Raw genomic sequence first — 23,697 nt, 5'->3', positions numbered from 1 at the left:
TCGTTGGAAGTGCGAGAAACGGTGCTCAGCCTTGCCAATCGGCGACCTGGGTCGGCGCGGTTCAACATGCATGAATCGCTTCATGCGCGCACCTCATATTGCTGGACACACCGATGACTGAGGCTGCGCCAATGGAACGCTTTGCTGGGCGTGCGTGGTTTCTACTCGCCGTGCGCCTGGGTTCGATCCTCATCGTCACGGTCGTGATGTGGCTCGTTCTCCGGGTCACCGCCGGGATCGAGTCGTTCCCGCCGAGTACGACATGGGCGACCCTGGGGCTTCTCCCCGTGAACGTGCTTTGCCTGGTGATCGTGCGCAAGTTCTACAGAGACACGGGAATCTCTCTCCGCTCTGCGCTGGGCATTCAGAAGGGTCACATCGGGCGAGACGTGTTGTGGGGTCTGCTCTGGCTCGTCGTGCTGAATGTCCCGTTCATGGCGGTGGTCGCGGGCGCGGTTTTCGCGCTCTATGGGAGCGATGCACCCTCTGCGTTCGCGACGATCTTCTTTGACCCCGCGTCATCCGTGCAGATGGAACCGGCGATTCTGCTCATCATCTCGCTCGTGGCGGTGGTGCCGTTCATGCTGATCAATGCCCCCGCGGAGGAGCTTGTCTTCCGCGGCTACGGCGTGTGTCCCATATCGGTGGTGGGCTCGCGGCTGTTTCTTGTCGCGCATGCGCTCAGCGGTCGCGATCCGTTCCGGCGTCATCACCCTCGGGCGGCTGCCGACGTGGCCCTGGCTGCGGGCGTAGTCAAGGCCACGCTGCGTGTTTTCTCGGATCGTGTCGACGTGGAGCTGCGTGAACACGGCCACGATGCCTTAGAGCGCTCGTCCCATCGACGTCGTGGTGTCGATCATGGGCTCCGTGAGGCTGACGGTGGGCACCTGTCGGGCGTCGAGGTCCTGCAACGTCTCGATCAGGATGCTCTCACTGCCGGCGAGGCGATCGAGCCGGCGCACTTTGAGAGTGTTCCCCGGTCGGAGGTAGCCGAGGCAAGCGAGCCACGGGGGCCGATCCGCGACGCGGCTGGATCGCCGCGGTCGACGAACACTCGTTCGCAGCCGGCTGTGCGGTGGATCAGTTCATTGCGCGGGTTGGCTGGAGAACTCCACCTGTTTCACAGCAGAGGTTGTCGCGGACGAATCCTGAATGCATCGAAAACCCCCCCGCGGTTTGGTGATTGTGGAGAACGTTAGCGACGACCGCTTCGAGGTGACGAAGCGGGAACCCCGACGAGGAGAGTTGCCCGAGGGTAGCCTCGTAGGCTCCACGCTGAGCGTGCACAACACCACGGGAGGGAGACGCGATGTCCGAGACCGAGCATGCGACCTTGATGAGGGCAGTTGCCATCATGGCTGACTGGCGTCTCGTTCAGACGTTCGAATGTGAAGCGCTGTGGCGCGAGGTAGGAAGTGACAGTGAACAGCTGTTCAAGCTACACGCTGAGCCCATGCGCTCGTCATATTCACTTGTGGAGCCAGCGACCGGAAAGCAGTGGTCATATGACGACAGAACTCGCATCTCAACCGTCGATGGACACTCATTTCAACATCGCCCAGAGTGCGTTCTGAGCGGGCCTTTTGCAGTGCGCTTGGTCTTCCCCTTGTCTTTGCCAGTTTGGGGGCGTCGCCATGACACATACCGCATGGTCGACGCTTACCAAGCCGGGGCCGATCTCATCGTTCAGCTCGTCGGACGCACGGACGAGAGCCTCGCCGGCACAATCACAATCGATGTCGAACGCGGCATGGCGACGCGCATCGATGCCTCGAACCTCCACCTGGGGTATCGAGGCATCGAGCGGGCTAGGAGCACTTTCGGATCACAGCAACAGCAGAGTTAGAGTCCCGCTTCCTCCCCGTTCGGGTCGTAGCAGCGCTCTCCGTTGGTGTCACAGGGGAAACGCGGTGTATACAACGGAGAGCGCTGCTGCGATCAATCGGGAAGCCAATCCCGTTCTGCTTTTGCAACGTGAGGGTCCCAAACAACCACACGTCTCCGGTAGACGCCTCCGTTGAGATCAAGCGAGCTGGCAGGCAACGTCGACGCCACATCCTTTGTTTCTTCCGTCAATGAGCTGGTGGTTCCGTCGGCAGACATCACCTCCACTGAAACACTCGCCCCCGTACAGACGTAGTCGTGCGATACGTCAGCAGATGCCGCACCGTTTTCTTCAACGACGGCGGCCGCCAGCGAAGAACGGGCCCCACCCGGTGTGGGTGCGACGTCAGCCCATGCGGGCGCCGGAGCCATGAACAACAGTTCTCCAGCGGCACCTACCGCTAGGAGCTTGTTCCATCACGTCGACGCAACCTTCACCCTTCACCAATCCCTGATGCGCCCTGAGTTCTGTTGCGTCCTTTTCTTCTGGAGGATGGAGTTGTGTCAGGGTCGTTTCCGGACGGGTTCCGTCAGCCCGCGCTGTGGACGGTGAGTGAGGTTCGCCCCGATCACACGACCGATCGCGCCGTGATCACGCACATCGCTGCCTAGCTCGGTGGGGACCCCGTGACGCTTCGCTTGTGGAAGTTGCGGGACGAGCTGCTGATGCCGGAGATTCGCCGGCTGCATGCGGGGAACTATGGCGTCTTCGGTGTGCAGAAGATGAATGCGTTGCGGCGCCGACGAGGCGGGGCGATCGGTCATGACCAGACCGGCCGGGTCATGCGACTGGCCGGGGTCCGCGGCGTGACGCGCTCGAGGAGAGTCTTCGCCACGACGCCCGACCCGGCGAACGTGAAGCCGAGCGATCTCGTGCAGCGGCCGTTCACCGCGGACGCGCCGCGAAGGCTTTGGGTCGCAGACGTGATCGATGTCGCGACGTGGTCCGGGTTCACCTATGTCGCGTTCGTCGCCGACGTGTTCTCTCGCCGCATTGTCGGATGGAACGTCGCCTCGACGCTCACGGCACGCGCAGTTCTCGGATTGGTTCGCGACGACTCGCGATGACCGCAGGGATCAGAGCGGAGACTGCGGAGGTGAACAAGACGAGGAACGACAGCGCCGCAGTGAAGTTCAGTCCGGGGAGAGGATCCGCGCTGACAAGGAGAACTCCTAGCGATGCGATGACGCCGATGACGACACCGACCGCTGCCAAGGTCAGCGTCTGCACCAGCACCAGAGCGATAACCAGGCCGCGGCTTGCGCCCAGGGCGCGGCGCCGTCCGAAGTCTTTGCGTCGCATCATGACGAGACCATAGAGAAGCATGGCGACGAGCACACCCATGAGAGCGAGGATCGCGACCACCAGACCGCGCGAGAACGAGCCCAGTTGACCCTGTACGAGGGCTCTGAGAGTGGCGAGCTCTTCACTCGTTTCCACGGTGATCTTCGACGTATCCGCCGCTCCGAGGACAGAAAGCACCGCCTCACTGACCGGAGTGACGAGATCGGGCCGCTCAGCAATCACGATGATCACGCTCACCGGCCCAACCACACCCTCCTGCTGCGGAACCACGACGAGCGGCTCGAGCTCGTGGAGGAAATCGGGGACGAACAGTCTCCCGCCGACCCCGACGGTCTCGTGAGTGGTGAGCGTGATCCCGCCGGCCGCTTCCGCCATGCCGAGCTGCGTGAGAGCGTCCGACGACGCCCAGGCAAGGGCGCCGGGCGCCGCGGAAACACCGGTTATCCCCAGCGAAGTGAGATCGTCGCCGTAGCCCGTTCGGACGGGCACCCGAGTGCCATCGCTGAACGCCGCGTTCGTGCCGTCCACGGCTGCTCCGAACGCTCCTATCCATTCGATCCCGGCGATCCCTCGTGCGCGCTCCAGCGCTTCGCTGGTCACACCGGCGCCGGCGTCGGCGCGAAACACGATCGACCGTGTCCCGGCGGAATCGATGGATCCCAGGACGGCCTGCTCGGCCCCGACCGTGCGGCCCGTGGTGAGCATCACGGCCAGGATCATCCCGACAATCATGAGGACGGTGACGGTGGAGGCGACCGGCTGTGCGCGTGCCGATGCCACGGCTTCGCGCACGATGGCGACGCTCACAGTTCGATCTCCCGGTCGCTCGCTGCTGCCACGTCCGGCGAGTGCGTCACCACGATGACTGCGGCGCCCGCTCTCGCATGTTCCTGCAGTGCGGCGACGACGATGTCGGCGGTCGCCGGGTCCAGGTTCCCGGTCGGCTCGTCGGCAAGAAGGATCGCTGGTTCGTTGAGAAGAGCGCGGCAGAGAGCGATGCGCTGGGCCTGCCCACCGGACACCTGCCCGGGCTTTCGATGTGGGGAGACGTCGACTCCGAAACGGTCCAGCAGGTGCAGGGCTGAAGCGGTGACGTCCTTGCGCGCGATTCCCCGGTAAAGGGCTGTCTCGGTCACGTTGTCGAGGACGGAACGGGTCGCGTCGAGAGCGGCGTCTTGGAAGACGAAACCGAATCGGTGAGCGCGAAGGTGCGACCGGTCTGAGTCTCGGCGCGATCCGGTGGGGACGCCATCGATGAGCACGTCACCTTCTGTCGGATGCAGCATGAGACCGAGCACGTAGAGCAAGGTGGACTTGCCGCGGCCGGAGGGGCCGGTGATAGCCGTCATCGTGCCTGCCCGAAACTGTGCCGACCAGTTGTTCAGGAGCCGGAGGCCGGTTTGGTATTCGAAGGAGACGTCACGCGCTTCGAGGAGGACGGGGGCATCATCTCCGTCATCAATCCTGGGCTCGGTCACTTCGCGGGCACGCGGACCTTCGTCTCAGCGTCGACGCCCCGGATCACCGACATACCGTTCGCGGACGCCTCGACGGTCACAGGCAGTCGTGTGCCTGTGCGGTCGACCACGGAGGTGCTTCCATCGGCGGACACGACGAGAGCAGCGGTGGGCACTGTCATGCCTTCGACGGGTTCGGTGGTGATCACGCGGGCTGAAAGCGTCGACTCACCGGTGATCGGTATCTGGGCGCACTCAGTGGCGCACACGGGCGCGCCGTCCACGCCGTGCAACCCCAACCGGATCGTCGATGTGTCGGCGTCACGCGTCTGGTCGGTCACCTCACCCCACCACGTGCCACCTTCCGGGGAGGTGACGGTGACACGGATGCCGGTCTGCAGCGATGCGGCCTGGCTCTCGGTGACCGGGATCGAGAACGCGGGCTCGGCTGGTAATCCGCTCAGCATCTCCTCGCCGCCGGTCAGCGTAGCGCCGCGTACGATGACGTCGGGGTCGAGCGCGACGCGCGTAGGAAGTGTCGGCACGAACACGACATCCCCGGCGCTGACGAAACCGGTCTCTTCCACCCCAGACGACTTCTGCCACGCCTTGATGGATCGTACGGTATTGCTGCCCGCTATCCCGTCCGGCGCATCGGTGGAGAAACCGAGGTCGGTGAGCAGCGTCTGCAGCTGCGTGACATCTAGTCCCTCCATGCCTTCGCCGATGTCGCGATACATGGGGATGGCCCCTTCCGCGATGAACACCGGACGCATGTTGACGGAGTAGAGGATGGCGCCTGGCTGGACTTCGTCGCCGGGGGCGACGTGGATCTCTGTCACCACGCCTACCGCCTGATTCACGGCGACGGGCAGAGGTTTCCATTGCGCTACGGCGGTCAAGCTGATGGCTGCGCTGACCTCGCCGGGGGTGACTTCGACGTACGTGTACGTCGAGGCCTCGAGGGGGTCGTCTGCGGGTCGAAGCACGGTCAGTGCCGCCCATGCGGCAGTAGCTCCGACGGCGACGAGCGCCGCCCCACCGGTGAAAAGGCGCAACCACCGCTTTCCTGTCGTTTGATCACTCATGCATCCCCCTCGCTGGTCACATGCACACGCGCGCCTCAAATGTAGCAACGCGACTCAGGCGCGGAGTCTCGAGGCTCATGCATCGGTGCACAAGAGAAAATTGACCCCGCGCCACGCGTCAGCTTAGCTTTCAGACGGGGTTGAGACGTCCGGCGCGATGTAATCACTCTGGACCCCGTGAGTGACCGGAGGAAAAATGCGTATAGATCGAATCGCCAAGATTGTTGGCACGATTGCACCGGCAGGTGCGCTGGTGGTCGGGCCCGCTATCGGTGCGGGCGCTTCGTGGAACAACACGACATACCAGGCGCGCCACTCGTCCGGGCCGGCGAGCATCCCCGTGTGGAAGGCCTTGATCACGGGTGCGGGCGGGAACGTGAAGGCTGCGGGACTGCGGTGCGCAAGCTAACGCTGCACAGTGTTGGCGTCGTGGTTGTGGCGGCGCTCCTGTTCGCCACCACCGCGTGCTCCGACCAGCAGAAGCCGGAGAGTGATGAAGATCTCGGCTCGTTGGGGGACGATGAGATCTCGCTGTATCTCCAGCAGGAACGTGAGGAGCTCGCAGAAGGCTACGGGATCGACGACCCGCCCGCCGTGGAGGTTGTGCGACTCATCCGGCCCGAGGAGTGGCAGGAAACGCTCATGTCGTGCATGGAGGAACAGGGGTATGACGTGACCCCGACGCCTGACGGCGACGGGGTGACGTACCCCGAGGTCAGCGGTGAAGCACAGGGCAGGTCGCTCAACATCGCGATCTACACGTGCGACGTGAAGTACCCGGTGTCGCCCAAGTACACGCAGCCGTATAACGACAGCCAGCTACGATTTCTCTACGCGTTCTTCACGGAAGACCTTGTGCCGTGCCTGAAAGAACGGGGCCTGACCGTTGAGGACGTTCCCAGCGAAACGGCATTCCTCGAATCCGCCGGAGCGTGGTCTCCATATAACGCGCTCAATCTCTCGGACGAGGACTACAAAGCAGCGAACACCGCGTGCGGGCATGCTCCCGATTCCGACGAGCTCTACGGTGCTCGCTGATTCGATTGCGTAGGCTGTGGCGGAGGATTCGGGACGCATGCCTCTGAACACAGCACAGAGCGTTCGCCCGAAAGAGGCGCACGATACAGAATTTGGGACAGGATCCTCGGGTCGATCCTGCCCCAAATTCTGTCGTGCGGCGTGTGCAGAGCGCTCATGCCGCCGGGATATCACGCGCACGAAGGCCGCCGAAGCGCTCGGCGTCGATCCCCACACGACCCCCGTGCACGTCTTCTGTTGCTGCGCGTGACACGTTATCTTGTGGCAAATGACGTTGTGACGGGGGATCGGACCCGATCATCCTGGACGGGGCCCACCGGCACGGCGTCATCGAATGGCGCGGCGTGATCGCCAGCGCGCGATGCGTCCAGCACGACCCAGGTACCTGAGGTGAACATCATGGCTCCACGCTCGATCGAAGACATCAAGGCCCGCGCCGAAGAGTTCGCGGACGCGTTCGAGGATGACGATCCGAAATCCGGCGACAAAGATGTCCCGATCCCGCCCGTCATGGCGGTCAAGCTCGCCGCCGGGCGCCGCGACACCGCCGAACGCGAGCTCGCTGACGCGGTGCGCGCGGCGCGGGAGCAGCGGTTGGCGTGGCGTGGGGTGGGGGAGGCGATCGGCAGGAGCGGTGAGGCCGCACGCCAGCGTCACAGTGCCAGGGCAGAGGGGACCGGGGCCGAGGGGACCGGGGCAGAGGGTGCGACGGCATGAAACGGATCAACGGGCGCACGCTCGGTCGATGGAGCCTCCGCCTCGACGCGATCTACTGCACCCTCCTGGGTGCGGCGGTCGCGTTCTTTGCCGCACCCATCGCCGAGGTGGTCGCGCTTCCTGGGCCGCTGATTGCAGCCGCGGGCGTCACGGTCGTCCTGTGGGCTGGCCTCGTGCTCTGGATGCTGATGACGCTGCGCATCCAGACCGCGCTGCGCATGGTGATGGGCGTGAACATCCTCGCCGCGCTCCTGGTCGCGGTGTGCGTTGTGGCGGCGGGAACGATGCTCGCCGTGGTCGGGGTTCTTGCCGTCGCCGTCGACATCGCGCTCTTCGCGGGCAGCCAGGCTCTCGCGTTGCGCACCCTCCCGACCGTGCGGGCGGTCTGAAGCCTCATCGCCGACCGGGATACGCGAGTCTGCCCGCGCCTCACTCGACGCGGTGGCGGCAGTCAGCGCCGATGGCACCTCGCTGCCCTGGCCGCCCAAGCGTCTCGGCTGTCAGCCGATTCCCCGGCGGCCCCGGCCGGACCGCTCTGGTCGCAGGCCGGCCGCCGCCGGTCATCGCGAGGGGCGCTCCGCTGGCACCACGCCTGGCGCGTCGCCCCGTTCCCGCTCGGTGCGCAAGCGGACGATCATGCCGATCGTGTCCACGCACTCTCTTCTCATTGGTCGTCCTCGTCGTCACCCTCATGCCACCAGCGCGCGGAACGCACCTTGGGGTCCAGACTGAGGCGCTGCACGATCCGTTCCAGCACATCGACCCGGCCGCCCGGCGGCACGCCCAGCTCGGCGCGCAGTGTGACGGTCTCCGCCTTCGAGCGGGCTGCGCTGACCGAGCGCAGCGTCATGTCGGCGTTCGCGATGGCCTGCATCAGCAGGCCGCGAACGATCTGCTCGCTCTTCTCACCGGCGACGACCTCGAAGTTGTAGTTGTCGCCCTTGCCGGCGTCGGCCTGGTCACGCCGCCGGCGGACGGCCTTCGTGATCGGGCGGAGCACCGTGTTCGTGGCGATCACGCCGAGAGCGCCCAGCGCCGCCACCGTGTACAGACCGGCTCCGGCCAGCGAGCCCACCGCGGCTGAACACCACAGCGTCGCCGCCGTGTTCAGCCCGCGCACGTTCAGCCCCTCGCGCATGATCACGCCGGCGCCGAGGAAGCCGATGCCGGAGACCACCTGCGCGGCCACCCGGGTCGGGTCGGCGGAGGCGGAGTCGAAGCTGTACGCGCCGAGCACGACGAACAGTGCGGAGCCGCCGGACACCAGGGTGTTGGTGCGCATCCCGGCCATCCGGGAGCGCCACTGCCGTTCCAACCCGATCGCGGCTCCGAGCACCAGGCCGATCAGCACCCGGATGACCAGTTCCAGCGACTGCTGATCCGGCAGCATCAGGCGGCGACCTCATCGCGCAGCCGGCGACGCTCCTCACGTCGGTTCGCCTGCCGGGCAGGATCGGGCACCGGCGCCGCCATCAGGAGGGAACGGGTGTACGGGTGCTGCGGGTCGGAGGTCACCTGGTCGCCCTCGCCGTGCTCCACGATCTCGCCGCGGTACATCACCGCGACCTCGTGGCACATCCTCCGCACGACCGCCAGGTTGTGGGAGATGAACAGGTACGAGACGCCGGTGCGCTCCTGCAGCTCGACGAGCAGATCGAGCACCTTCGCCTGGGTGGACAGGTCCAGCGCGCTGGTCGGCTCATCGCACACGATGAGCTTCGGCTCCAGAGCGATCGCGCGGGCGATCGCGATGCGCTGCCGTTGCCCGCCGGAGAACTCCCGCGGCGAACGCAGCGCCGAGCCGGCGGGCATGTCCACGGCCTCCAGCAGATCGTGGATGCGGGCGATCGCCTTGCTGGACGGCACACCGCGGGCCCGCAGCGGCTCGGCCAGGATCTCACCGATCGACATCGCCGGGTTCAGCGAGGAATACGGATCCTGGAACACCACCTGGAGGTCTGCGGCGAGGCCGCGGCGCTCCTTCTTGCCCAGACCCTGGATCTCGCGGCCGTCGAACGAGATCGTCCCGCCGGTCACCGGCGCCAGCCCCAGCACAGCCCGGCCCAGCGTTGACTTTCCGGAGCCGGATTCGCCGACCAGACCCACCGTCTTCCCCGCCGGGATCGACAGGGAGACACCGTGCAGGATCTCGACCTCCGGCGCACGGAACCCGCGCCCCGGGTAGGCCACCCGCACATCGGCGATCTTCAGCAGGGTGTCTTCGGCGCTCATGCTGCGCCCTCCTTCTCGGCGTCCAGCGTGGAGCGCGACGGGGTGCCATCGAGCGTGGACGCCAGCAGCATCCGGGTGTACTCGTCGCGCGGCGAACCGAAGATGTCGGCGGCGGTGCCCGCCTCGATGATCGTCCCGTCGCGCATCACGACCACGTCGTCGCAGAGATCCGCGACGACACCGAAGTCGTGCGTGACCAGGATCATGCTCATTCCGCGCTCCTGCTGCAGGCCGCGGAGCAGATCGAGGATCTCAGCCTGCACGGTGACGTCGAGCGCTGTGGTCGGCTCATCGGCGACGATGAGCTCGGGGTCGCAGGAGACGGCCCCGGCGATCAGCACGCGCTGCGCCATGCCGCCGGAGATCTGATGCGGGTAGGAGCGGAAGACGCGGTCGGCGTCGACGATCCCGACGCGTTCCAGCAGGTCGATCGCCTTCTGCTTCGCCGCAGTCTTCGAGAGCTTCTGGGTGGCGCGGAGCGGCTCGACCAACTGGTGACCGATCGTGAAGTTCGGGTCGAGGTTGCTCATCGGCTCCTGCGGGATGTACGCGATCCGCCGACCGCGCACCGCAGCGCCCGTGTCGCCGGCGAGCAGATCCGCGCCGTCGAAGAGGATGCGGCCCGAGAGCACCGAACCGCCGCGCGGCAGCAGCCCCAGGATCGCCAGCGAGGTCTGGGTCTTGCCAGACCCGGACTCTCCCACCAGCCCCAGCACGGTGCCGCGGCGCACGTCGAAGCCGACCTGGTGCACGACCTCCGTGACGCCGCCGTCAGCCAGGCCATAGCCCACCGACAGCCCGGCGACGTGGCAGATGCTGGTGGCCGGTGCCGCATACGGTTCGTCGTGGTCTGCGGCAACCTGCGCCCTCTTCTGCACGGCGACGGCGGCGGGGGCGCCGAAAGAGTCGCGCACCACGTTGCCGAGCAGGATCAGTGCTCCGACCGTGAGGCCGATCGCGAGCCCGGGCCAGATCATCAGCTTCGGATCGGAGTAGATCGCGGTGAAGGCATCCTGCAGCATGCCGCCCCAGGTCGGAGACTGCGGGTCGCCGAGCCCGAGGAACTCCAGTCCAGCCTGCAGAATGATCGCCATTCCGGCGACCATCGCCGCGTGCACCACGATCGGTGCACGCACGGCGAACAGCACGTGTCGTCCGATGATGCGCACGTCGGAGAGCCCGGATACCTGGGCCGCGTCGATGTACAGCTCCTTGCGCACGGCGATCACCAGGTTGCGCACCAGCCGGTAGAACGACGGAGCGACCATCACACCGAGCACGGTCATGGTCATGATGGTGTTCGGGCCGACCACGGCGAACAACGCGACCAGGACGATCTTGCTGGGCAGGATGAGCAGCAGGTCGCAGACCCAGCCGGCGATCGTGTCGAAGGTGCCGCGGCGATACCCGCCGATGAGCCCGAGCGTGACGCCGAGCAGCACGGAGACGACCACGGTGGTGAGCGCGCCGATGAGCGTCAGCTGCGCACCGAAGATGAGCCGGCTGAACACGTCCCGGCCCGCGTTGTCGCCGCCCAGGATGTAGCTGCCGGTGAACATCGGCGCATTGACCATGTCGAGCGCTGCCCTGCCGGGCGGGTTGGGCGCGATCATCGGCGCCAGGACCGCTGCGAGCGCCACGATGCCGAGCACGATCAGCGAGGCGATGCCCAGCGGGTGGCGCAGGATGCGCGAGAAGATGCCCGTGCGACGCAGCGGCTTGGTGGTCTTGTCGAGCTGGGTGGAGAGCATTGCGGTACTCATGCGAGCCTCGCCTTCGGGTTGATCCAGCCGCCGATGATGTCGATCACGAGGTTGACCAGCACGACGATGACGGCGGTGACGATGAGGACGCCCATGACGACGGGCAAGTCGCCCTTGACCGTGGCGTTGACGCCCAGCAGTCCGAGGCCCGGGAGGGCGAACACCTTCTCGATGACCACGGCACCGCCGATGGTGCCGATGAACTGCAGTGAGAGCACGGTGAGCGCGGGGCCGGCGGCCGCGCGCAGCACGTGCTGCAGGACGACGCTGCGCTCGGAGATGCCGCGTGAGCGCAGCGTGCGGACGAAGTCGCGCTCGAGCACGTCGATGGTGGCGCCGCGGATCTGCTGCGCGGTGGAGGCGATGCCGGCGAACAGCAGCGCGATCACCGGCAGTGTGACGCTGGCCAGCCAGCCGGACGGGGACTCCGAGATCGGCACGTAGCCGGTCGCCGGCAGCAGGCCGAGCGTGACAGAGAAGATCACCACCAGCACGATCGCGATCCAGAAGTTGGGGAGGGCGACGCCGGCGACGCTGACGAACTGGATGACCCGGTCGAGCCAGCCACCGCGCAGGGCGGCCGTCATGCCGAGCACGACGCTGATGATCGCGGTGAGCAGGATCGACAGCGTCACGATGGAGAGGGTCACCGGCAGCCGCGCTCCGAGCAGCTCGATGACCTGCTCGGAGTTGAACCACGAGCTGCCGAAGTCGCCGCGCAGAGCGTGCGAGAGCCAGCTCCAGTACTGCACCAGGAACGGCTGGTCCAGGCCCAGCTCGGCTTTCTTCGCAGCGATGGCCGCGGCGTCGGCGTCCTGGCCCAGGATGCTGTGCGCGGCGTTGGAACCGCCGGCGTGCACCAGGGCGAACGCGATGAACGAGATGCCGATCATCAGCACGAGGCCGCTGCCGAGCCGGCGGACGATGAATCCGATCATGCGGAGTCCTTTGAACGAAGACGGCCCAGGGCCGGAGCGGATGCCCCGGCCCGGAGTCGGTCAGGAGAAGTTGCGGATCGAGGGGACCACGTTCTGCGGCTGCGGCTTCACGTCGACGCCCTTGGTCGCGTAGATGGTGTCTGCGAAGGCGAGCGGGACGAACCAGGCCTGCTCGACCACGTAGGCGTTGAGCTCTGTGAGGAGGGTCGCGTAGGCCGCATCGTCTGCGACGGCCGCCTCGGAGATCAAGCGGCTCACCTCGGGGTCGTCGGTGTGCAGCGGGTTCCACGGACCATCCGGCGTGAGCGACTTGTACACGTCGCGCCACTCGTTGCCGGAGCTGAGCTGCATGATGAACATGCCGTAGTCGCCGGACTGCACCGCGGGGATGTACTGGTCGACGACGACCTTGACCCATTCGACGGTCACGCCGATGTCGGCGAGCTGCTGCTCGATGATGTCATTGAGCCCGCCGAACATGGCCGACTGCGGCATGCTCACCGTGAAGCCGTCCGGGTAGCCCGCCTCGGCGAGCAGCGTCCTGGCCTTGTCGGGGTCATAGCTGTAGGCCTTGTCGAGGGACGCCTCGAAGGCGATGCTCTGCTCGTTGAAGATCTGCGTGCTGGCGATGCCCCGCTCCTGCAGCAGCTTCGTCACGATGCCCTCACGGTCGAAGGCGTAGTTCAGCGCCTGACGCACCCGCGGGTCGGCGAGCTCGGAGACCTTGCTGCCGGTGCGGTCTGCGATGAGCAGGCCCTGCCAGTCGAGGCGGTGCACGTTGAGGGTGAGGCCGGACTTCTCGGCCTCGCTGGCCGACTTCGCATCGATGGGAGCGCCGTCGACCTCACCGGAACGCAGCGCGTTCAGGCGCGCGGTCACCTCTTCCATCACGGTGATCTTGATGGTGTCGAATGGGAACGCATCGGGGTTCCAGTAGTCCTCGTTGCGGGTGTAGACGTAGGTGGCGCCGGCGACCGACTTCGCGCTGTCGTACACGTAGGGGCCGGAGCCGACCGGCGTGGTGGCGACCGCGGGGTCGGTCAGCGAGGCAGGGCTGGCCACAGCACCGGCGACGGTCGTCAGATAGTTGACCAGACCGGGATCGGCCTGTGTCAGCGTGATCTTCACGTGCGTGGCGTCCACCGCATCGACCGAGGCGACGGCGGCGAGCATCGAGGCGTTGCTGCCCGCGCCGTCCTTGAAGTGCTCCAGGTTGGCCTTGACGGCCTCGGCGTCCAGCTGTGCGCCGTCGGTGAAGGTGACGTCATCGCGCAGCGCGAGCGTCAGCTCGGTGCGGTCGTCGTTGTAGGTCCACTCGGTGGCCAGGTTCGGCTGCAGCGTCGCGTCGGGGTCGAGCACCAGCAGGGTGTCGTAGACGGGCTGCCAGTACTCGACGGCGTTCCCGGTCTGCAGCTGAGCGGGGTCGAAGCTGTTGTTGGCGGCGAGTGCGGCCAGCCGCAGCTCGGTGGGTTTGGCGGCGTCGTTGCCGGTGTTGCCGGGCGAGGCGTTCCCCGAGCATCCGGTCAGCACCAGAGCGAGGGCGGCGACAGACGCGAGCAGGAGCTTGCGCATCCGGGTTCCTTCCATGAGATGAGGAAGACGTCGCCGGGGGTGACGACGTCGTCTACAGGCCGCACTGCCGCCTCACGAACCCGGTGCGGGAGCGGACGCGAAAAGTGAACCCTGATTAACGGTTGAAGGTACCCAAAAAGTTTTGTCAGGTCAACAATTCGATCCGGCTGTTGCCGAGCCGTTACCCGCCGAGCGCGAGCGCGATCTTCCAGCGGGCGATCGTCGCTTCGATGAACGCCCGGCTCACCTCGCTCGAGGAGGGGTAGGGGATCTGGGTGACGACGGAGTCCTGCACGGCGATGCGGGCGAGGGTGCCGTGCAGCATGAGCCCGAGCTGGGATGCCTCCAGCGCGATCTGCTCCGCAGAGAACCGCGGGATCTCGCCCGCCTCGACCGCCTCCGTGATGTGCCGCACATAGGAGTCCTGGGTGGACCGGAAGCTCTGCACGATGTAGTCGTACGCCGGATGCCCCGGCGACGAACCCTCACCGATCATGGCGGCATGCATCCGCGCGATCCCGGGGTTCTGCTCGAAGTACTCCACGACCCGCGGCACGGCGCGGATGTAGGCGAGGCCCACGCGGTCCGCTCCTGCGACCCGGTCGACGTACGCGCGCCACTGCGCGAGATGATGGTCCATCACCGCGAACAGCAGCTCTTCCTTGCTCGCGAAGTAGCGCACCAGTGCCGCCGGCGTGACGCCGACGCGCTCGGCGATATCGCGCATCGTGCCGCCGTAGTAGCCGTTCTCGGCGAAGGTCGCGGCGGCCTGTTCGATGATCGCCTTGCGCCGCTCGATGCCGACCTTGTACGGGCCGCGCTTCCCAGGCTTCTTCTCGGGCATAGTCCCATTCTGCTCGGATGTCCGCGTCGCGACCGCCGAGCCGCGGGCAGGGCGTCTTGACAACGACCGGGTCATCTCCAATAGTTAATCATTGTTAATGTTTGAGAGGGAGACCATGACGACTGAACTCGATGACCGCCCCGTGCTGCGCGTGTGGCTGGTCCGCCACGGCAAGACGCTCTTCAACGAGCTCGGCGTCGCGCAGGGCTGGTGCGACTCGCCCCTCACCGAGGACGGCATCGGCGGTGTTCAGAAGCTGGCGGCCGAGCTCGCCGCCCTGTCGTGGGATGCGGTCTACTCCAGCCCCAGCGAGCGTGCGATGGACACCGCTGAGATCGTCACAGCGGGCGCTCATCCGATCATCCGCGACCGCCGCTGGAAGGAGTACAACTTCGGGATCTGGGAGGGGCGACCCAACGAGGAGGTCTTTCGCGCTCTCGCCGATCTGGTGGACCCCGATGCCGACCCGTTCACCGTGGTCGGCGGGCTCTTCCGCGGTGACTACCCGGCGCTGGAGCGCGGCGAGACCGGTGCGGAATACCGGCAACGCGTCGTCGAGGCGCTTGATGACATCCGCGGCCGGCACCCCCAGGGCGATGTGCTCGTCGTCACGCACGGCATGACCGTCGGCATCGCCGGGCGCATCATCGACCCGGCGTTCGACTTCGGGCGCGGCATGGACAACGCCAGCTTCATGCTGATCGAGTACCGCGCCGATGGTGCCGCCGTGATCCGTGCCTATGGGGCGCACTCCGCAGCCGAATTCGCCGCCGCGGTCTGACGCGCTCCGCCTCCCCCCGTCTGCGGGTGACGCCGCGCGGGTCGGCACTACCCGCGGCTGACCCGGCGCCCTTCCCTAACTCAGGCACGAGCCCGCGCCGTCGGCCGGAAACGGCGGGTGGCGCCCAGCGCCGCCGATTCTGCCTGAGTTCGGGAAAGGCGTTGCCGGAGGGGGAGGGCTCTGGCTCAGATCGGACCGGTGGCTCGGATGGTCCGACATCGCCGGAGCAGGGCCGGTCAGCGTGCTGCGGTGTCGACGATGGCGATCACCGCGTCGATCTCCACGGCCGCGCCGCCGGGCAGGGAGGAGAACCCGAGCGCACTGCGCGCGTGGTGACCGTTGACCGGGCCGAACACGGTGTGAATCAGGTCAGAGGCCCCGTTGATCACCGCGCCGAGCTCGGTGAAGTCCGGGTGCGCGTTGACGCACCCGGTCAGGCGGATGACCTTCAGCCCGTCGAGCGTTCCGTGGGCGTCATGGACGGATGCCAGGAGCCGCCGGATCGACTCGACGGCGGCGGCACGGCCGTCCTCGACGGTGAGGGATGCCCCCACGGTGCCCGTGCGCAGACTGGTGTGTCCGGAGGTGAAGTACAGGTCGCCCACGCGCGCGCACTGATTCAGGTACCCGGGCGCTGCGGGGGCGAAGACGACACCGTGCTCTTCGGCGCGCTGGTCGATGGATGGGGACACGGGAGTCCTCCTCGGATGATCGGTGGTCAGGACGGATGGAGCATCGCGGCGCGGATGTCGCCTTCCGGCGATCCGGCGCGATTGTCGTGCAGATCGAGCTTTGTTCGGATGCGGGTGATGTGGGTCTTCAGCGTGTGCTCCGAGATGCTCAGCACGCGGGCGGTGCGGTCGCGCAGCGAGGTGCCCGCACCGAGGGCGTCGCCGGAGCGCAGGTAGTAGACCACGAAGACGTCCACCTCGCGCCAGGTGAGACCGCGCTCCCGCAGCACGCCGAGCATCTCGGACGTGATGACCGCGTCGCTGTGCGCGCTCGTCAGCCTGGCCCGGATGGCGGGATCGGCGCACGACTCGATGACCTCGGGCAGCAGATCGCCGTCGGTGGGCTCCCGATCGGGGAAGAGCAGCTGCCCGTGCGTCTGGCGTTGCACGCCCCAGGGCAGCGCCTCGATGCGGTTGTGCAGCATGAACCCGATCACGTCGTCGTGCAGTCGCTTGCCCTCGTTCGGGTTCCCGACGAGCATCTCCGCGCGCGACCGGTACGCGTTGATGCTCGTGGCGTGCAGCAGATGCCCGCTGGAGGTCAGCGCGGCGGAGGCGTTCGCGAGCTCGGCCAGGGACGGTGCTGGTTCGCTCGTCATCCCGGTGACCGCGCGCACCAGCGCGGCTCCGGCCCGGCGGAGCGCGGACTGCGAGCGACGGTCGGCGTGGCCGACGCGGTCGGCGGCGGCGGCGAAGGCGTGGCTGCCCGCCTCGGTCGGATCCATGAGCACCTCATCGATCAGCGCCAGCGAGCCGGCCTGGCGGTAGTGGGCGCGCGCATCGGTGATCTGCCCGTCGGCGCGGAGCAGGTTGCCCAGCCACCAGTGCACCCAGCGCAACTGGGTCGAGTTGTACGGGGAGGCGGTCTCAGCCAGCCGGGTGAAGACGGCACCGGCCTGCTGCCGCTCCCCGCGCAGCGCAAGGCTGATGCCGTAGATGACGTTGCTCCACCCGGCCTCGAACTCGTCGCCGTCGGAGATCCGCCCGTGCTCGATCAGCGCGACGGCGCGGTCCAGGTCTCCCGAGTAGATCGACGCCAGTGCAAGGTTGCGGTGCGCTCGCAGCAGCACCCGACCGCGCAGATAGGCGTCGTCGACCATCGTCCCCGTGGAGAGCGACGTCTGACCGGCCTCCATGGCCTCGCCGACGGGGCCGGTCTCGCACAGGATCCAGCACAGATGCGCCGCGAGGTTCGCGTGGGTCAACGTCGACAGCGACGGGCTCTCCAGATCCTGACGGACCTTCTCTGCGGCACCGTCGTAGTACTCGTCGCGGTAGTTGACCTGGCTGATCTCGGTGGAGACCCAGGCGCGGGCCTCATCGTCGCCGCGCTGCTCGAAGTTGCCGTCGGCGACGACGAGCGCGGCCATCGCACCGTCGTAGTCGTGGCGGAGGCGACGCAGGCGGCCCAGCAGGGCCAGCAACCACGGATGGTCCTGCATGATCTGGCCGGGAGCCTTGTTCAGCTCGCTTTCGATGGCCGACAGGGCCGTGATGTCAAGCTGGCCGATTCCGACCCGGGTCAGCAGGTCGGCGGCGTGCCAGAACTGCCCGGCCTTGAGCAGGTGCAGCAGCGCCGCCGATGTCTCTCCCGCATCCGCGAGAGCGCTCGCCGCCCGGGTGTGCAGCTCGGCGATCTCCTCGCGCGTGTGGGCGTAGGCGAGCCGGTCGGTGAGGAAGGCGCGAAACAGCGGGTGGAACCGGAACCGCGCAGACCCGGGGGCGATCGGCGCGGTGAACATCGATGCCTCCGCCAGGGTGCGCAGTGTCGTCAGCGGTCCGTCCTCGCCCTCGGCGCTGGAGACGACGTCGGCGTGCAGCTCGTCGAGGATCGCGTTGCGCATCGCGAAGCTCAGCGCCGCGGGGGTCATGTGCCGCCCGGCGAGCTCGGTGAAGTACTCGAACACGGGCCACAGCAGCTCAGCCTCGTCCTGGGTGTTGTGCTGGATGCCGTCGGCGAGGAGGGCGGCTCCCGTGACCCAGCCCTCCGAGAGACGCATCAGACGGTCGAGCTGCTGATCGGTGGCCGGCAGGCGCCAGGCGTGGCGCACCAGGGATCCGAGCTCTGCCGGATCGAACGCCAGCTCCCGGTAGGTGATCTCCCGGAGGGCACGGGAACCGCGGAACAGTCCGAGGGCGAAACGCGGCCGGACCCGTGTGGCGAGCACGATCGAGACATCGGCGGGCAGGTCGAAGATGAATCGTTCGAGCTCCTCGTTCGCCGGGGGGAAGACGGCGATCGCGTCGTACTCGTCGATGACGACGACGCGCGGTCCCCCTGCGGTCAGCGCCGCCTGCGCCGCCGTCAGGTCGTGGCGCAGGTGCTCCGGGTCCGCATGACGTTCGGTGAGCGTGAGCATGCTGGCCCGCCCGCCGAGCGCAGCGGTGAGCTGGCGCAGCGCGATGGTCTTCCCGTAGCCGTGCGGGGCCTTCACGGTATGCAGCCGGATGCCGGCCTCCGGCTGGAGCGCGCAGATGATCCGCGGCCGCTCCTGCCACTGCTCACCGGTCATGCGTCCTCGCCGTCCCTGCCCGGTCGTCATCGACCTGGTGCCATCGCATCGTGATCGGACTCTAACAACTCCGTCACGCCGCCGGGCCGGGACGACCGCTGCTCATACCGGATGTCATACCCAAGATCCGACCTCGGCGAATGGACTCCCCCGGGGGGCCTCACGAGGATGGACTCCAGACTCTGACATTCAATGACGATGAAGAGAGGTGCGAAGACGCATGAGTGCTGTCCGCATGGAAGGTGCACGGCTGTACGACGGAACCGGAGCGGAGGCCGTCTCCGACTCGGTGGTGATCTACCGGGACGGCCTGATCGAGTGGGCGGGGGCGGCGCGCGATGCGCCCCCGGCGGCCGCCGATGAACAGGTCATCGATGTCCGGGGCCAGGCGATCATGCCCGGCTTCGTCGACAGTCACGTCCACCTGTGCGCCGAGCCCCAGCGCCCGGCGCGCTTCGACCCGATGGGCGTCGGCGAGGACGAGCTCGCCCTGCACGTGCTCGGCCACGCGCAGCAGGCGCTGTCCGCAGGCATCACCACGGTCATCGACTGCGGGGGCCGCGAGTACGTCACCCTCACGGTTCGTGACGCGATCGACTCCGGGGTCGTCGAGGGTGCTCGCATCCTCACCACGGGGCTCGGCATCACCATCACCGGTGGGCACTTCCACTGGTTCGCGATCGAGGCGGACACCGACGGGGAGCTGCGCAAGGCAGCCAGGACGCTGGTCAAGAACGGCGCGGATCACATCAAGCTCTTCGGCACCGGCGGCGGCGTCACGATGACGTCGAACCCCGCGCGGGCGCAGTACTCCGTCGAGGAGTTCGCGATCGTCATCGATGAGGCGGAGCGCGGTGGCATCACCGTGACCACCCATGTGCACGGCACGCCGGGGATCCGAAACGCGATCGCCGCCGGCATCCACCGCCTGGAACACTGCCAGTTCTTCAACGAGGAGGGCGGCATCACCTTTGAAGAGGACATCGTGCACGAGATCGTCGCCAAGGGGATCCCGATCAGCCTGGGCATGGCCAGGCGCTGGCGCACCGATTCCTCGATCGAGGCGCATCTCACGCCACGCCAGCTCGCCCAGCGCGCGATCCGCGAGGAGCGCATCGACGTCATCCGGCGGTTCCGAGAGATGGGCGTGCAGCTGGTGGCGAGCACGGATGCCGGGATGACCCGCACCCCGTTCGACGACCTGCCCAACCTGCTCGTCTTCCTCATCCGGGAGATCGGGATGACCGCAGCGGAAGCGATCCACTCGGTGACCGGCCGCGCAGCGGCAGCCATCCGCCACGACGAGTTCGGAACGATCCTGCCGGGCAAGCGGGCGGATCTGCGGCTCATCGCCGGGGACCCGGAGCTCGACCCCGGTGCGCTCGTGAAGCCGGTCCGGGTGGTCAAGGACGGGGTGATCGTGCGCTTCGCGGAGAACCCCGCGTCGCCATGACGACCCGTATCCCGAACCTCGTCTTCTCCGGGGTCCTCCTGATCGTCGCCGCCGTGGTGTGCGTCGAGTCCGCATCACTGGTGGTGTGGACGCCGATCGGTCCCGGTCCCGGCTTCTTCACGGTGATCCTCGGTGCGGTGCTCGGCGCGCTCGCCGTGGCTCTCGCCTGGGAGAACCGCCGCGCTCCGGCGGGCGGCACGGATGAGGACGACGTCGATGGATCAGCGGCCCTCACCGATCGACGAGACGACCGGGCGGAGGCCGGGGCTGAGGCTGAGGCGGAGGCGGGCGAGGAACCGGTGGCCGGCATCGCGGGGCGCCCCGGCGGGCGGCGGAAACTGCTGCTCGTCTCCGCTCCGCTCGTCGTGCTCCCCTTCGTCTTCGAGCCGCTGGGCTACCGGCTGAGCGTCATCGCCCTGCTCGCCTACCTGTTGATCTACGTCGAACGCCGGAAGGTGATCCCGAGCATCATCCTCGCGGTCGTCACCGCGGTCGCCTCGTTCTACGTCTTCGCCGACCTGCTGTCGGCGTCCCTTCCCATCGGTGTCTTGGGGGTGTGAAAGATGCTCGACTCATTGAGCCTGCTCGGCGATGGACTCATGATGGCCCTCCGGCCGGAGAACCTGCTGTTCGCGCTGATCGGCTGCCTGCTGGGCACCCTGGTGGGCGTGCTCCCCGGCATCGGTCCCACCGCGACCACGGCGATGCTGATCCCGATCGCGGCCGGCTTCAACCCGGTGGCGGCGATCATCATGCTCTGCGCCATCTACTACGGCGCCCAGTACGGCGGCACCATCACCTCGGTGCTGCTCAACACGCCAGGGGAGGTGGCGTCGGCCGTCACGTGTCTGGACGGGCATCAGATGGCGAGGAAGGGGAAGGCGGCGACAGCGCTCGCGTCCGCGGCGGTGGGCTCCTTCATCGGCGGCACCGTCGCGACCCTCGGGCTGGTCTTCCTCGCGATCCCCCTGAGCTCGATCGCGCTGCGGTTCGGTCCGGCCGAGTTCTTCGCGCTGCTGCTGTTCGGCCTCACGCTCGTGGTGGGTCTGGCGGGGAAGTCGCTGAAGCTCGCATTCATCAGCGCGATCCTCGGAGCGCTGATCGCCGCGGTCGGCATCGACCCGGTCGTGGGCGAGCCGCGGTTCACCTTCGGCAGCACCGACCTGCTGAGCGGCATCGAGTTCATCCCGGTGCTGATGGGACTGTTCGGCATCAGCGAGATCCTGTTGAACGTCCGCGAACCGGAGCGCATGATGCAGAAGCCCGGGAAGACCGGGCGTCCTGACTGGCGGGCGATCGCCAGAACGGGGCCGTCGGTCGCTCGCGGCACGGGGGTGGGCTTCCTGCTCGGTCTCGTGCCCGGGGTCGGCGCCGCCGTCCCGACGTTCATGTCCTACGGACTGGAGAAGCGCGTCTCGAAGACGCCGTGGATGTTCGGTCAGGGCGCGATCGAGGGTGTGGCCGGGCCGGAGACGGCGAACAACGCTTACGCGAACTCGTCGATCATCCCGTTGTTCACCCTGGGAATCCCGGCGTCGGCGACGCTGGCCGTCCTGATGGGCGCGTTCCTGCAGAACGGTCTCACCCCGGGGCCGCTGCTCTTCGTCGAGCACGGCGACCTTGCCTGGGCGGTGATCGCGAGCTTCTTCATCGGCAACGTGATCCTCCTCGTGCTAAACCTGCCGCTCATCCCGGCGTGGGTCGCGATCCTGAAGGTGCCCTACACGGCGCTGTACGGCCTGATCCTCGTCTTCGCGCTGGTGGGGGCGTACGCGCTCCGCTCGAACATCTTCGACGTGATCGTGATGATCGTCTTCGGGTTCGTCGGCTACTGGTTCAAGCGGCTCGACGTGCCCCTGGCGCCGCTGTGCCTGACGCTGATCCTCGCCCCGATGGTGGAGAAGGCTCTCCGTCAGGCGCTCTCGGTCTCCCAGGGCAGCCCGGCGGTGTTCTTCTCCAGCCCGATCGCCATCGTGCTGCTGTGCATGAGCGCCATCGCGATCATCGCGTTCGTGAGCAACACCGTGCGCAGCGAGCATCGGGTCACGGTCGACGAGTAGATCGCATCCGGCACAGAACCTCGCGCAGAACGAAAACGCAGTACCGATACGAAAAACGGAAGGCAGAACATGAAGAAATCACTTCGCAGAGCCGCGCAGACCGCCGCGGTCGCCTCGGTGCTCGCCCTCGGGCTCGCCGGATGCGCGCAGCCCACGACCTCGGGGGCGGCGCCGGCGGCAGAGGAGCCGGAGTTCCCGGTCGACGGCAAGACCATCACGATGATCATCCCGTTCGCGCCCGGCGGTCTCACCGACCTGTCAGCGCGGGTGCTGGCCCCCGCGCTCGAAGCGGAGCTGGGGGTCGGCATCGAGGTCGTCAACAAGCCCGGTGCCAGCAGTCAGGTGGGTCTGACCGAGCTGAGCCAGGCCAAGCCGGACGGCTACACCTTCGGCTACACGCTGCTGCCCACCACGCCGAACGCGTATCTCGATCCGAAGCGCAAGGCTGCCTTCGACCGGGACAGCTTCATCGGGTTCGCCAACTACTTCTCCACGCCGATCGTCGCGGTCACCAGTGCGGACAGCGGCATCGCCGACCTGAAGGCGCTCGTCGACCGCGCGAAGGCGAACCCGGCCACCGTCGCGGTGGGGACGGGGGCGCTGGGTGGTCCGGCCGACATGGGCCGCGTCCTCTTGGAGATGTCGGAGGGCATCCAGTTCGCCAATGTGCAGTTCGACGGCGGCGGGCCCACGGCCGTCGCGCTCCTGGGCGGCCACATCGACGTGGCCTTCGCCTCTGTCCCCGAGATCCAGCAGTACGTCAAGAGCGGTCAGATGACCGTGCTCGGTGTGATGACCCCGGAGCGGGTCGATCTGCTGCCGGATGCCCCGACGTTCGCGGAGCAGGGCTATGACCTGATGATGGCGTCGACCGGGGTGTTCTCCGTCCCGGCCGGAACCCCGGACTCGGTCGTCGCGCGCCTCACGGAGGCCACGAAGAAGGCGATGGCCGACGCGAACGTGGTGGCGAAGTCCCAGGAGCTCGGCTTCATCCTCGACTTCATGGACCGCGACGCCGTGAGCGCCGCGTGGGATGAGAGCGACAAGCAGATCGCCCAGATCCTGGGGGAGAGCGCCCATGAGTGATGGTCTCTCCGCAGAGACCCGGCGACTGTTCCGGCTTCCGCCTCAAACGGCGGAGGCCGGGATGGTCCCGCTGATCCTCTCGCTCGGCGAGGCGATCAGCAGCATGTCCGAGGTCGATGTGACCGGTGTGGAACCGGATTCCGATGTGTCATTGCCGAGGGGGTGGGCGGGTGTCGTTGTGTGAGTTGTCGTTGGCGGGTGTTGCGGGTGTGGTTCGGCGGGGTGAGGTTTCGC

23 protein-coding genes are annotated in these 23,697 nt (G+C 67.3%); 12 read left to right on the top strand and 11 right to left on the bottom strand.

Going from position 1 to position 23,697, the window contains the following annotated elements:
• Positions 1-131 precede the first annotated feature (131 nt).
• The 3 genes from AC3RXY_RS11925 (at position 132) to AC3RXY_RS11915 (ending at position 2,952) form a co-directional block, all read left to right on the top strand.
• Entirely contained in the window at positions 132-1,199 is a 1,068-nt protein-coding gene (locus tag AC3RXY_RS11925; protein WP_491511149.1) for a hypothetical protein, read from the top strand.
• Between the two features lie 449 nt (positions 1,200-1,648).
• A complete protein-coding gene (locus AC3RXY_RS11920) occupies positions 1,649-1,846 on the top strand; it encodes a hypothetical protein (RefSeq protein WP_498224700.1) in 198 nt (65 codons plus the stop codon).
• Between the two features lie 665 nt (positions 1,847-2,511).
• Entirely contained in the window at positions 2,512-2,952 is a 441-nt protein-coding gene (locus AC3RXY_RS11915) for an IS3 family transposase (protein WP_491511147.1), read from the top strand.
• Here the strand turns inward: AC3RXY_RS11915 and AC3RXY_RS11910 are convergent.
• The 3 genes from AC3RXY_RS11910 to AC3RXY_RS11900 all read right to left on the bottom strand — a co-directional run bounded on the left by AC3RXY_RS11910 (position 2,906) and on the right by AC3RXY_RS11900 (position 5,705).
• Positions 2,906-3,790, bottom strand: coding sequence for an FtsX-like permease family protein (locus tag AC3RXY_RS11910; RefSeq protein ID WP_498224699.1), 885 nt, complete (start codon positions 3,788-3,790; stop codon positions 2,906-2,908). The genes AC3RXY_RS11915 and AC3RXY_RS11910 overlap by 47 nt on opposite strands.
• A 203-nt stretch (positions 3,791-3,993) precedes the next feature.
• The gene (locus tag AC3RXY_RS11905) at positions 3,994-4,668 is read right to left on the bottom strand and encodes an ABC transporter ATP-binding protein (protein ID WP_491511145.1); all 675 of its coding nucleotides are present in this window, start codon (positions 4,666-4,668) and stop codon (positions 3,994-3,996) included.
• A complete protein-coding gene (locus AC3RXY_RS11900) occupies positions 4,665-5,705 on the bottom strand; it encodes a peptidoglycan-binding protein (RefSeq protein WP_498224697.1) in 1,041 nt (346 codons plus the stop codon). Before AC3RXY_RS11900 ends, AC3RXY_RS11905 begins: the two co-directional genes overlap by 4 nt.
• 372 nt (positions 5,706-6,077) lie before the next feature.
• Here AC3RXY_RS11900 and AC3RXY_RS11895 point away from each other — a divergent pair, with 372 nt between their 5' ends.
• The 3 genes from AC3RXY_RS11895 (at position 6,078) to AC3RXY_RS11885 (ending at position 7,879) form a co-directional block, all read left to right on the top strand.
• Positions 6,078-6,773, top strand: coding sequence for a hypothetical protein (locus AC3RXY_RS11895; RefSeq protein ID WP_491511143.1), 696 nt, complete (start codon positions 6,078-6,080; stop codon positions 6,771-6,773).
• A gap of 399 nt (positions 6,774-7,172) precedes the next feature.
• Entirely contained in the window at positions 7,173-7,490 is a 318-nt protein-coding gene (locus AC3RXY_RS11890) for a hypothetical protein (protein WP_491511142.1), read from the top strand.
• The gene (locus tag AC3RXY_RS11885) at positions 7,487-7,879 is read left to right on the top strand and encodes a hypothetical protein (RefSeq protein ID WP_491511141.1); all 393 of its coding nucleotides are present in this window, start codon (positions 7,487-7,489) and stop codon (positions 7,877-7,879) included. The genes AC3RXY_RS11890 and AC3RXY_RS11885 overlap by 4 nt, the downstream gene beginning before the upstream one ends.
• A gap of 275 nt (positions 7,880-8,154) precedes the next feature.
• Here the strand turns inward: AC3RXY_RS11885 and AC3RXY_RS11880 are convergent, their stop codons facing one another.
• The 6 genes from AC3RXY_RS11880 to AC3RXY_RS11855 all read right to left on the bottom strand — a co-directional run bounded on the left by AC3RXY_RS11880 (position 8,155) and on the right by AC3RXY_RS11855 (position 14,839).
• Positions 8,155-8,880 (bottom strand): MgtC/SapB family protein, encoded by a 726-nt coding sequence (locus AC3RXY_RS11880; protein ID WP_491511140.1) that lies wholly within the window; start codon positions 8,878-8,880, stop codon positions 8,155-8,157.
• Positions 8,880-9,722, bottom strand: coding sequence for an ATP-binding cassette domain-containing protein (locus tag AC3RXY_RS11875; protein ID WP_491511139.1), 843 nt, complete (start codon positions 9,720-9,722; stop codon positions 8,880-8,882). The genes AC3RXY_RS11880 and AC3RXY_RS11875 overlap by 1 nt, the downstream gene beginning before the upstream one ends.
• Complete coding sequence (locus AC3RXY_RS11870) at positions 9,719-11,485, bottom strand: ATP-binding cassette domain-containing protein (RefSeq protein ID WP_491511138.1); 1,767 nt, start codon at positions 11,483-11,485, stop codon at positions 9,719-9,721. The genes AC3RXY_RS11875 and AC3RXY_RS11870 overlap by 4 nt, the downstream gene beginning before the upstream one ends.
• A complete protein-coding gene (locus AC3RXY_RS11865; protein WP_491511137.1) occupies positions 11,482-12,423 on the bottom strand; it encodes an ABC transporter permease in 942 nt (313 codons plus the stop codon). The genes AC3RXY_RS11870 and AC3RXY_RS11865 overlap by 4 nt, the downstream gene beginning before the upstream one ends.
• A gap of 60 nt (positions 12,424-12,483) precedes the next feature.
• On the bottom strand, positions 12,484-13,995 hold the full coding sequence (locus AC3RXY_RS11860; protein ID WP_491511136.1) for an ABC transporter substrate-binding protein: 1,512 nt from the start codon (positions 13,993-13,995) through the stop codon (positions 12,484-12,486).
• A 181-nt stretch (positions 13,996-14,176) separates the two neighbouring features.
• The gene (locus AC3RXY_RS11855) at positions 14,177-14,839 is read right to left on the bottom strand and encodes a TetR/AcrR family transcriptional regulator (RefSeq protein WP_491511135.1); all 663 of its coding nucleotides are present in this window, start codon (positions 14,837-14,839) and stop codon (positions 14,177-14,179) included.
• A 115-nt stretch (positions 14,840-14,954) separates the two neighbouring features.
• Between AC3RXY_RS11855 and AC3RXY_RS11850 the strand changes: the two genes are divergently transcribed.
• A complete protein-coding gene (locus tag AC3RXY_RS11850; protein WP_491511134.1) occupies positions 14,955-15,620 on the top strand; it encodes a histidine phosphatase family protein in 666 nt (221 codons plus the stop codon).
• A gap of 236 nt (positions 15,621-15,856) precedes the next feature.
• Here the strand turns inward: AC3RXY_RS11850 and AC3RXY_RS11845 are convergent, their stop codons facing one another.
• Together AC3RXY_RS11845 and AC3RXY_RS11840 are read right to left on the bottom strand one after the other, a co-directional pair.
• Positions 15,857-16,312, bottom strand: coding sequence for a RidA family protein (locus AC3RXY_RS11845; protein ID WP_491511133.1), 456 nt, complete (start codon positions 16,310-16,312; stop codon positions 15,857-15,859).
• Between the two features lie 26 nt (positions 16,313-16,338).
• Complete coding sequence (locus tag AC3RXY_RS11840) at positions 16,339-18,864, bottom strand: winged helix-turn-helix domain-containing protein (protein ID WP_491511132.1); 2,526 nt, start codon at positions 18,862-18,864, stop codon at positions 16,339-16,341.
• Positions 18,865-19,084: 220 nt separating this feature from the next.
• On the opposite strand from AC3RXY_RS11840, the gene AC3RXY_RS11835 reads away from it, so the two are divergent.
• The 5 genes from AC3RXY_RS11835 to AC3RXY_RS11815 all read left to right on the top strand — a co-directional run bounded on the left by AC3RXY_RS11835 (position 19,085) and on the right by AC3RXY_RS11815 (position 23,647).
• Positions 19,085-20,317, top strand: a complete 1,233-nt coding sequence (locus tag AC3RXY_RS11835; RefSeq protein ID WP_491511131.1) for an amidohydrolase family protein — start codon at positions 19,085-19,087, stop codon at positions 20,315-20,317.
• Positions 20,314-20,877 carry a tripartite tricarboxylate transporter TctB family protein gene (locus AC3RXY_RS11830; RefSeq protein ID WP_491511130.1) on the top strand — a complete coding sequence of 188 codons (564 nt, stop codon included), beginning with the start codon at positions 20,314-20,316 and terminating at the stop codon, positions 20,875-20,877. Before AC3RXY_RS11835 ends, AC3RXY_RS11830 begins: the two co-directional genes overlap by 4 nt.
• A 3-nt stretch (positions 20,878-20,880) precedes the next feature.
• Positions 20,881-22,377, top strand: a complete 1,497-nt coding sequence (locus tag AC3RXY_RS11825; protein ID WP_491511129.1) for a tripartite tricarboxylate transporter permease — start codon at positions 20,881-20,883, stop codon at positions 22,375-22,377.
• A 69-nt stretch (positions 22,378-22,446) separates the two neighbouring features.
• Entirely contained in the window at positions 22,447-23,463 is a 1,017-nt protein-coding gene (locus tag AC3RXY_RS11820) for a tripartite tricarboxylate transporter substrate binding protein (RefSeq protein WP_491511128.1), read from the top strand.
• On the top strand, positions 23,456-23,647 hold the full coding sequence (locus AC3RXY_RS11815) for a hypothetical protein (RefSeq protein ID WP_491511127.1): 192 nt from the start codon (positions 23,456-23,458) through the stop codon (positions 23,645-23,647). Before AC3RXY_RS11820 ends, AC3RXY_RS11815 begins: the two co-directional genes overlap by 8 nt.
• The last annotated feature ends 50 nt before the right edge of the window (positions 23,648-23,697 follow it).

The organism is Microbacterium longlingense (genome assembly GCF_058349825.2).
Note: the sequence above shows the minus strand (reverse complement) of the source record. Positions and strands in the feature narration are given on the sequence as shown.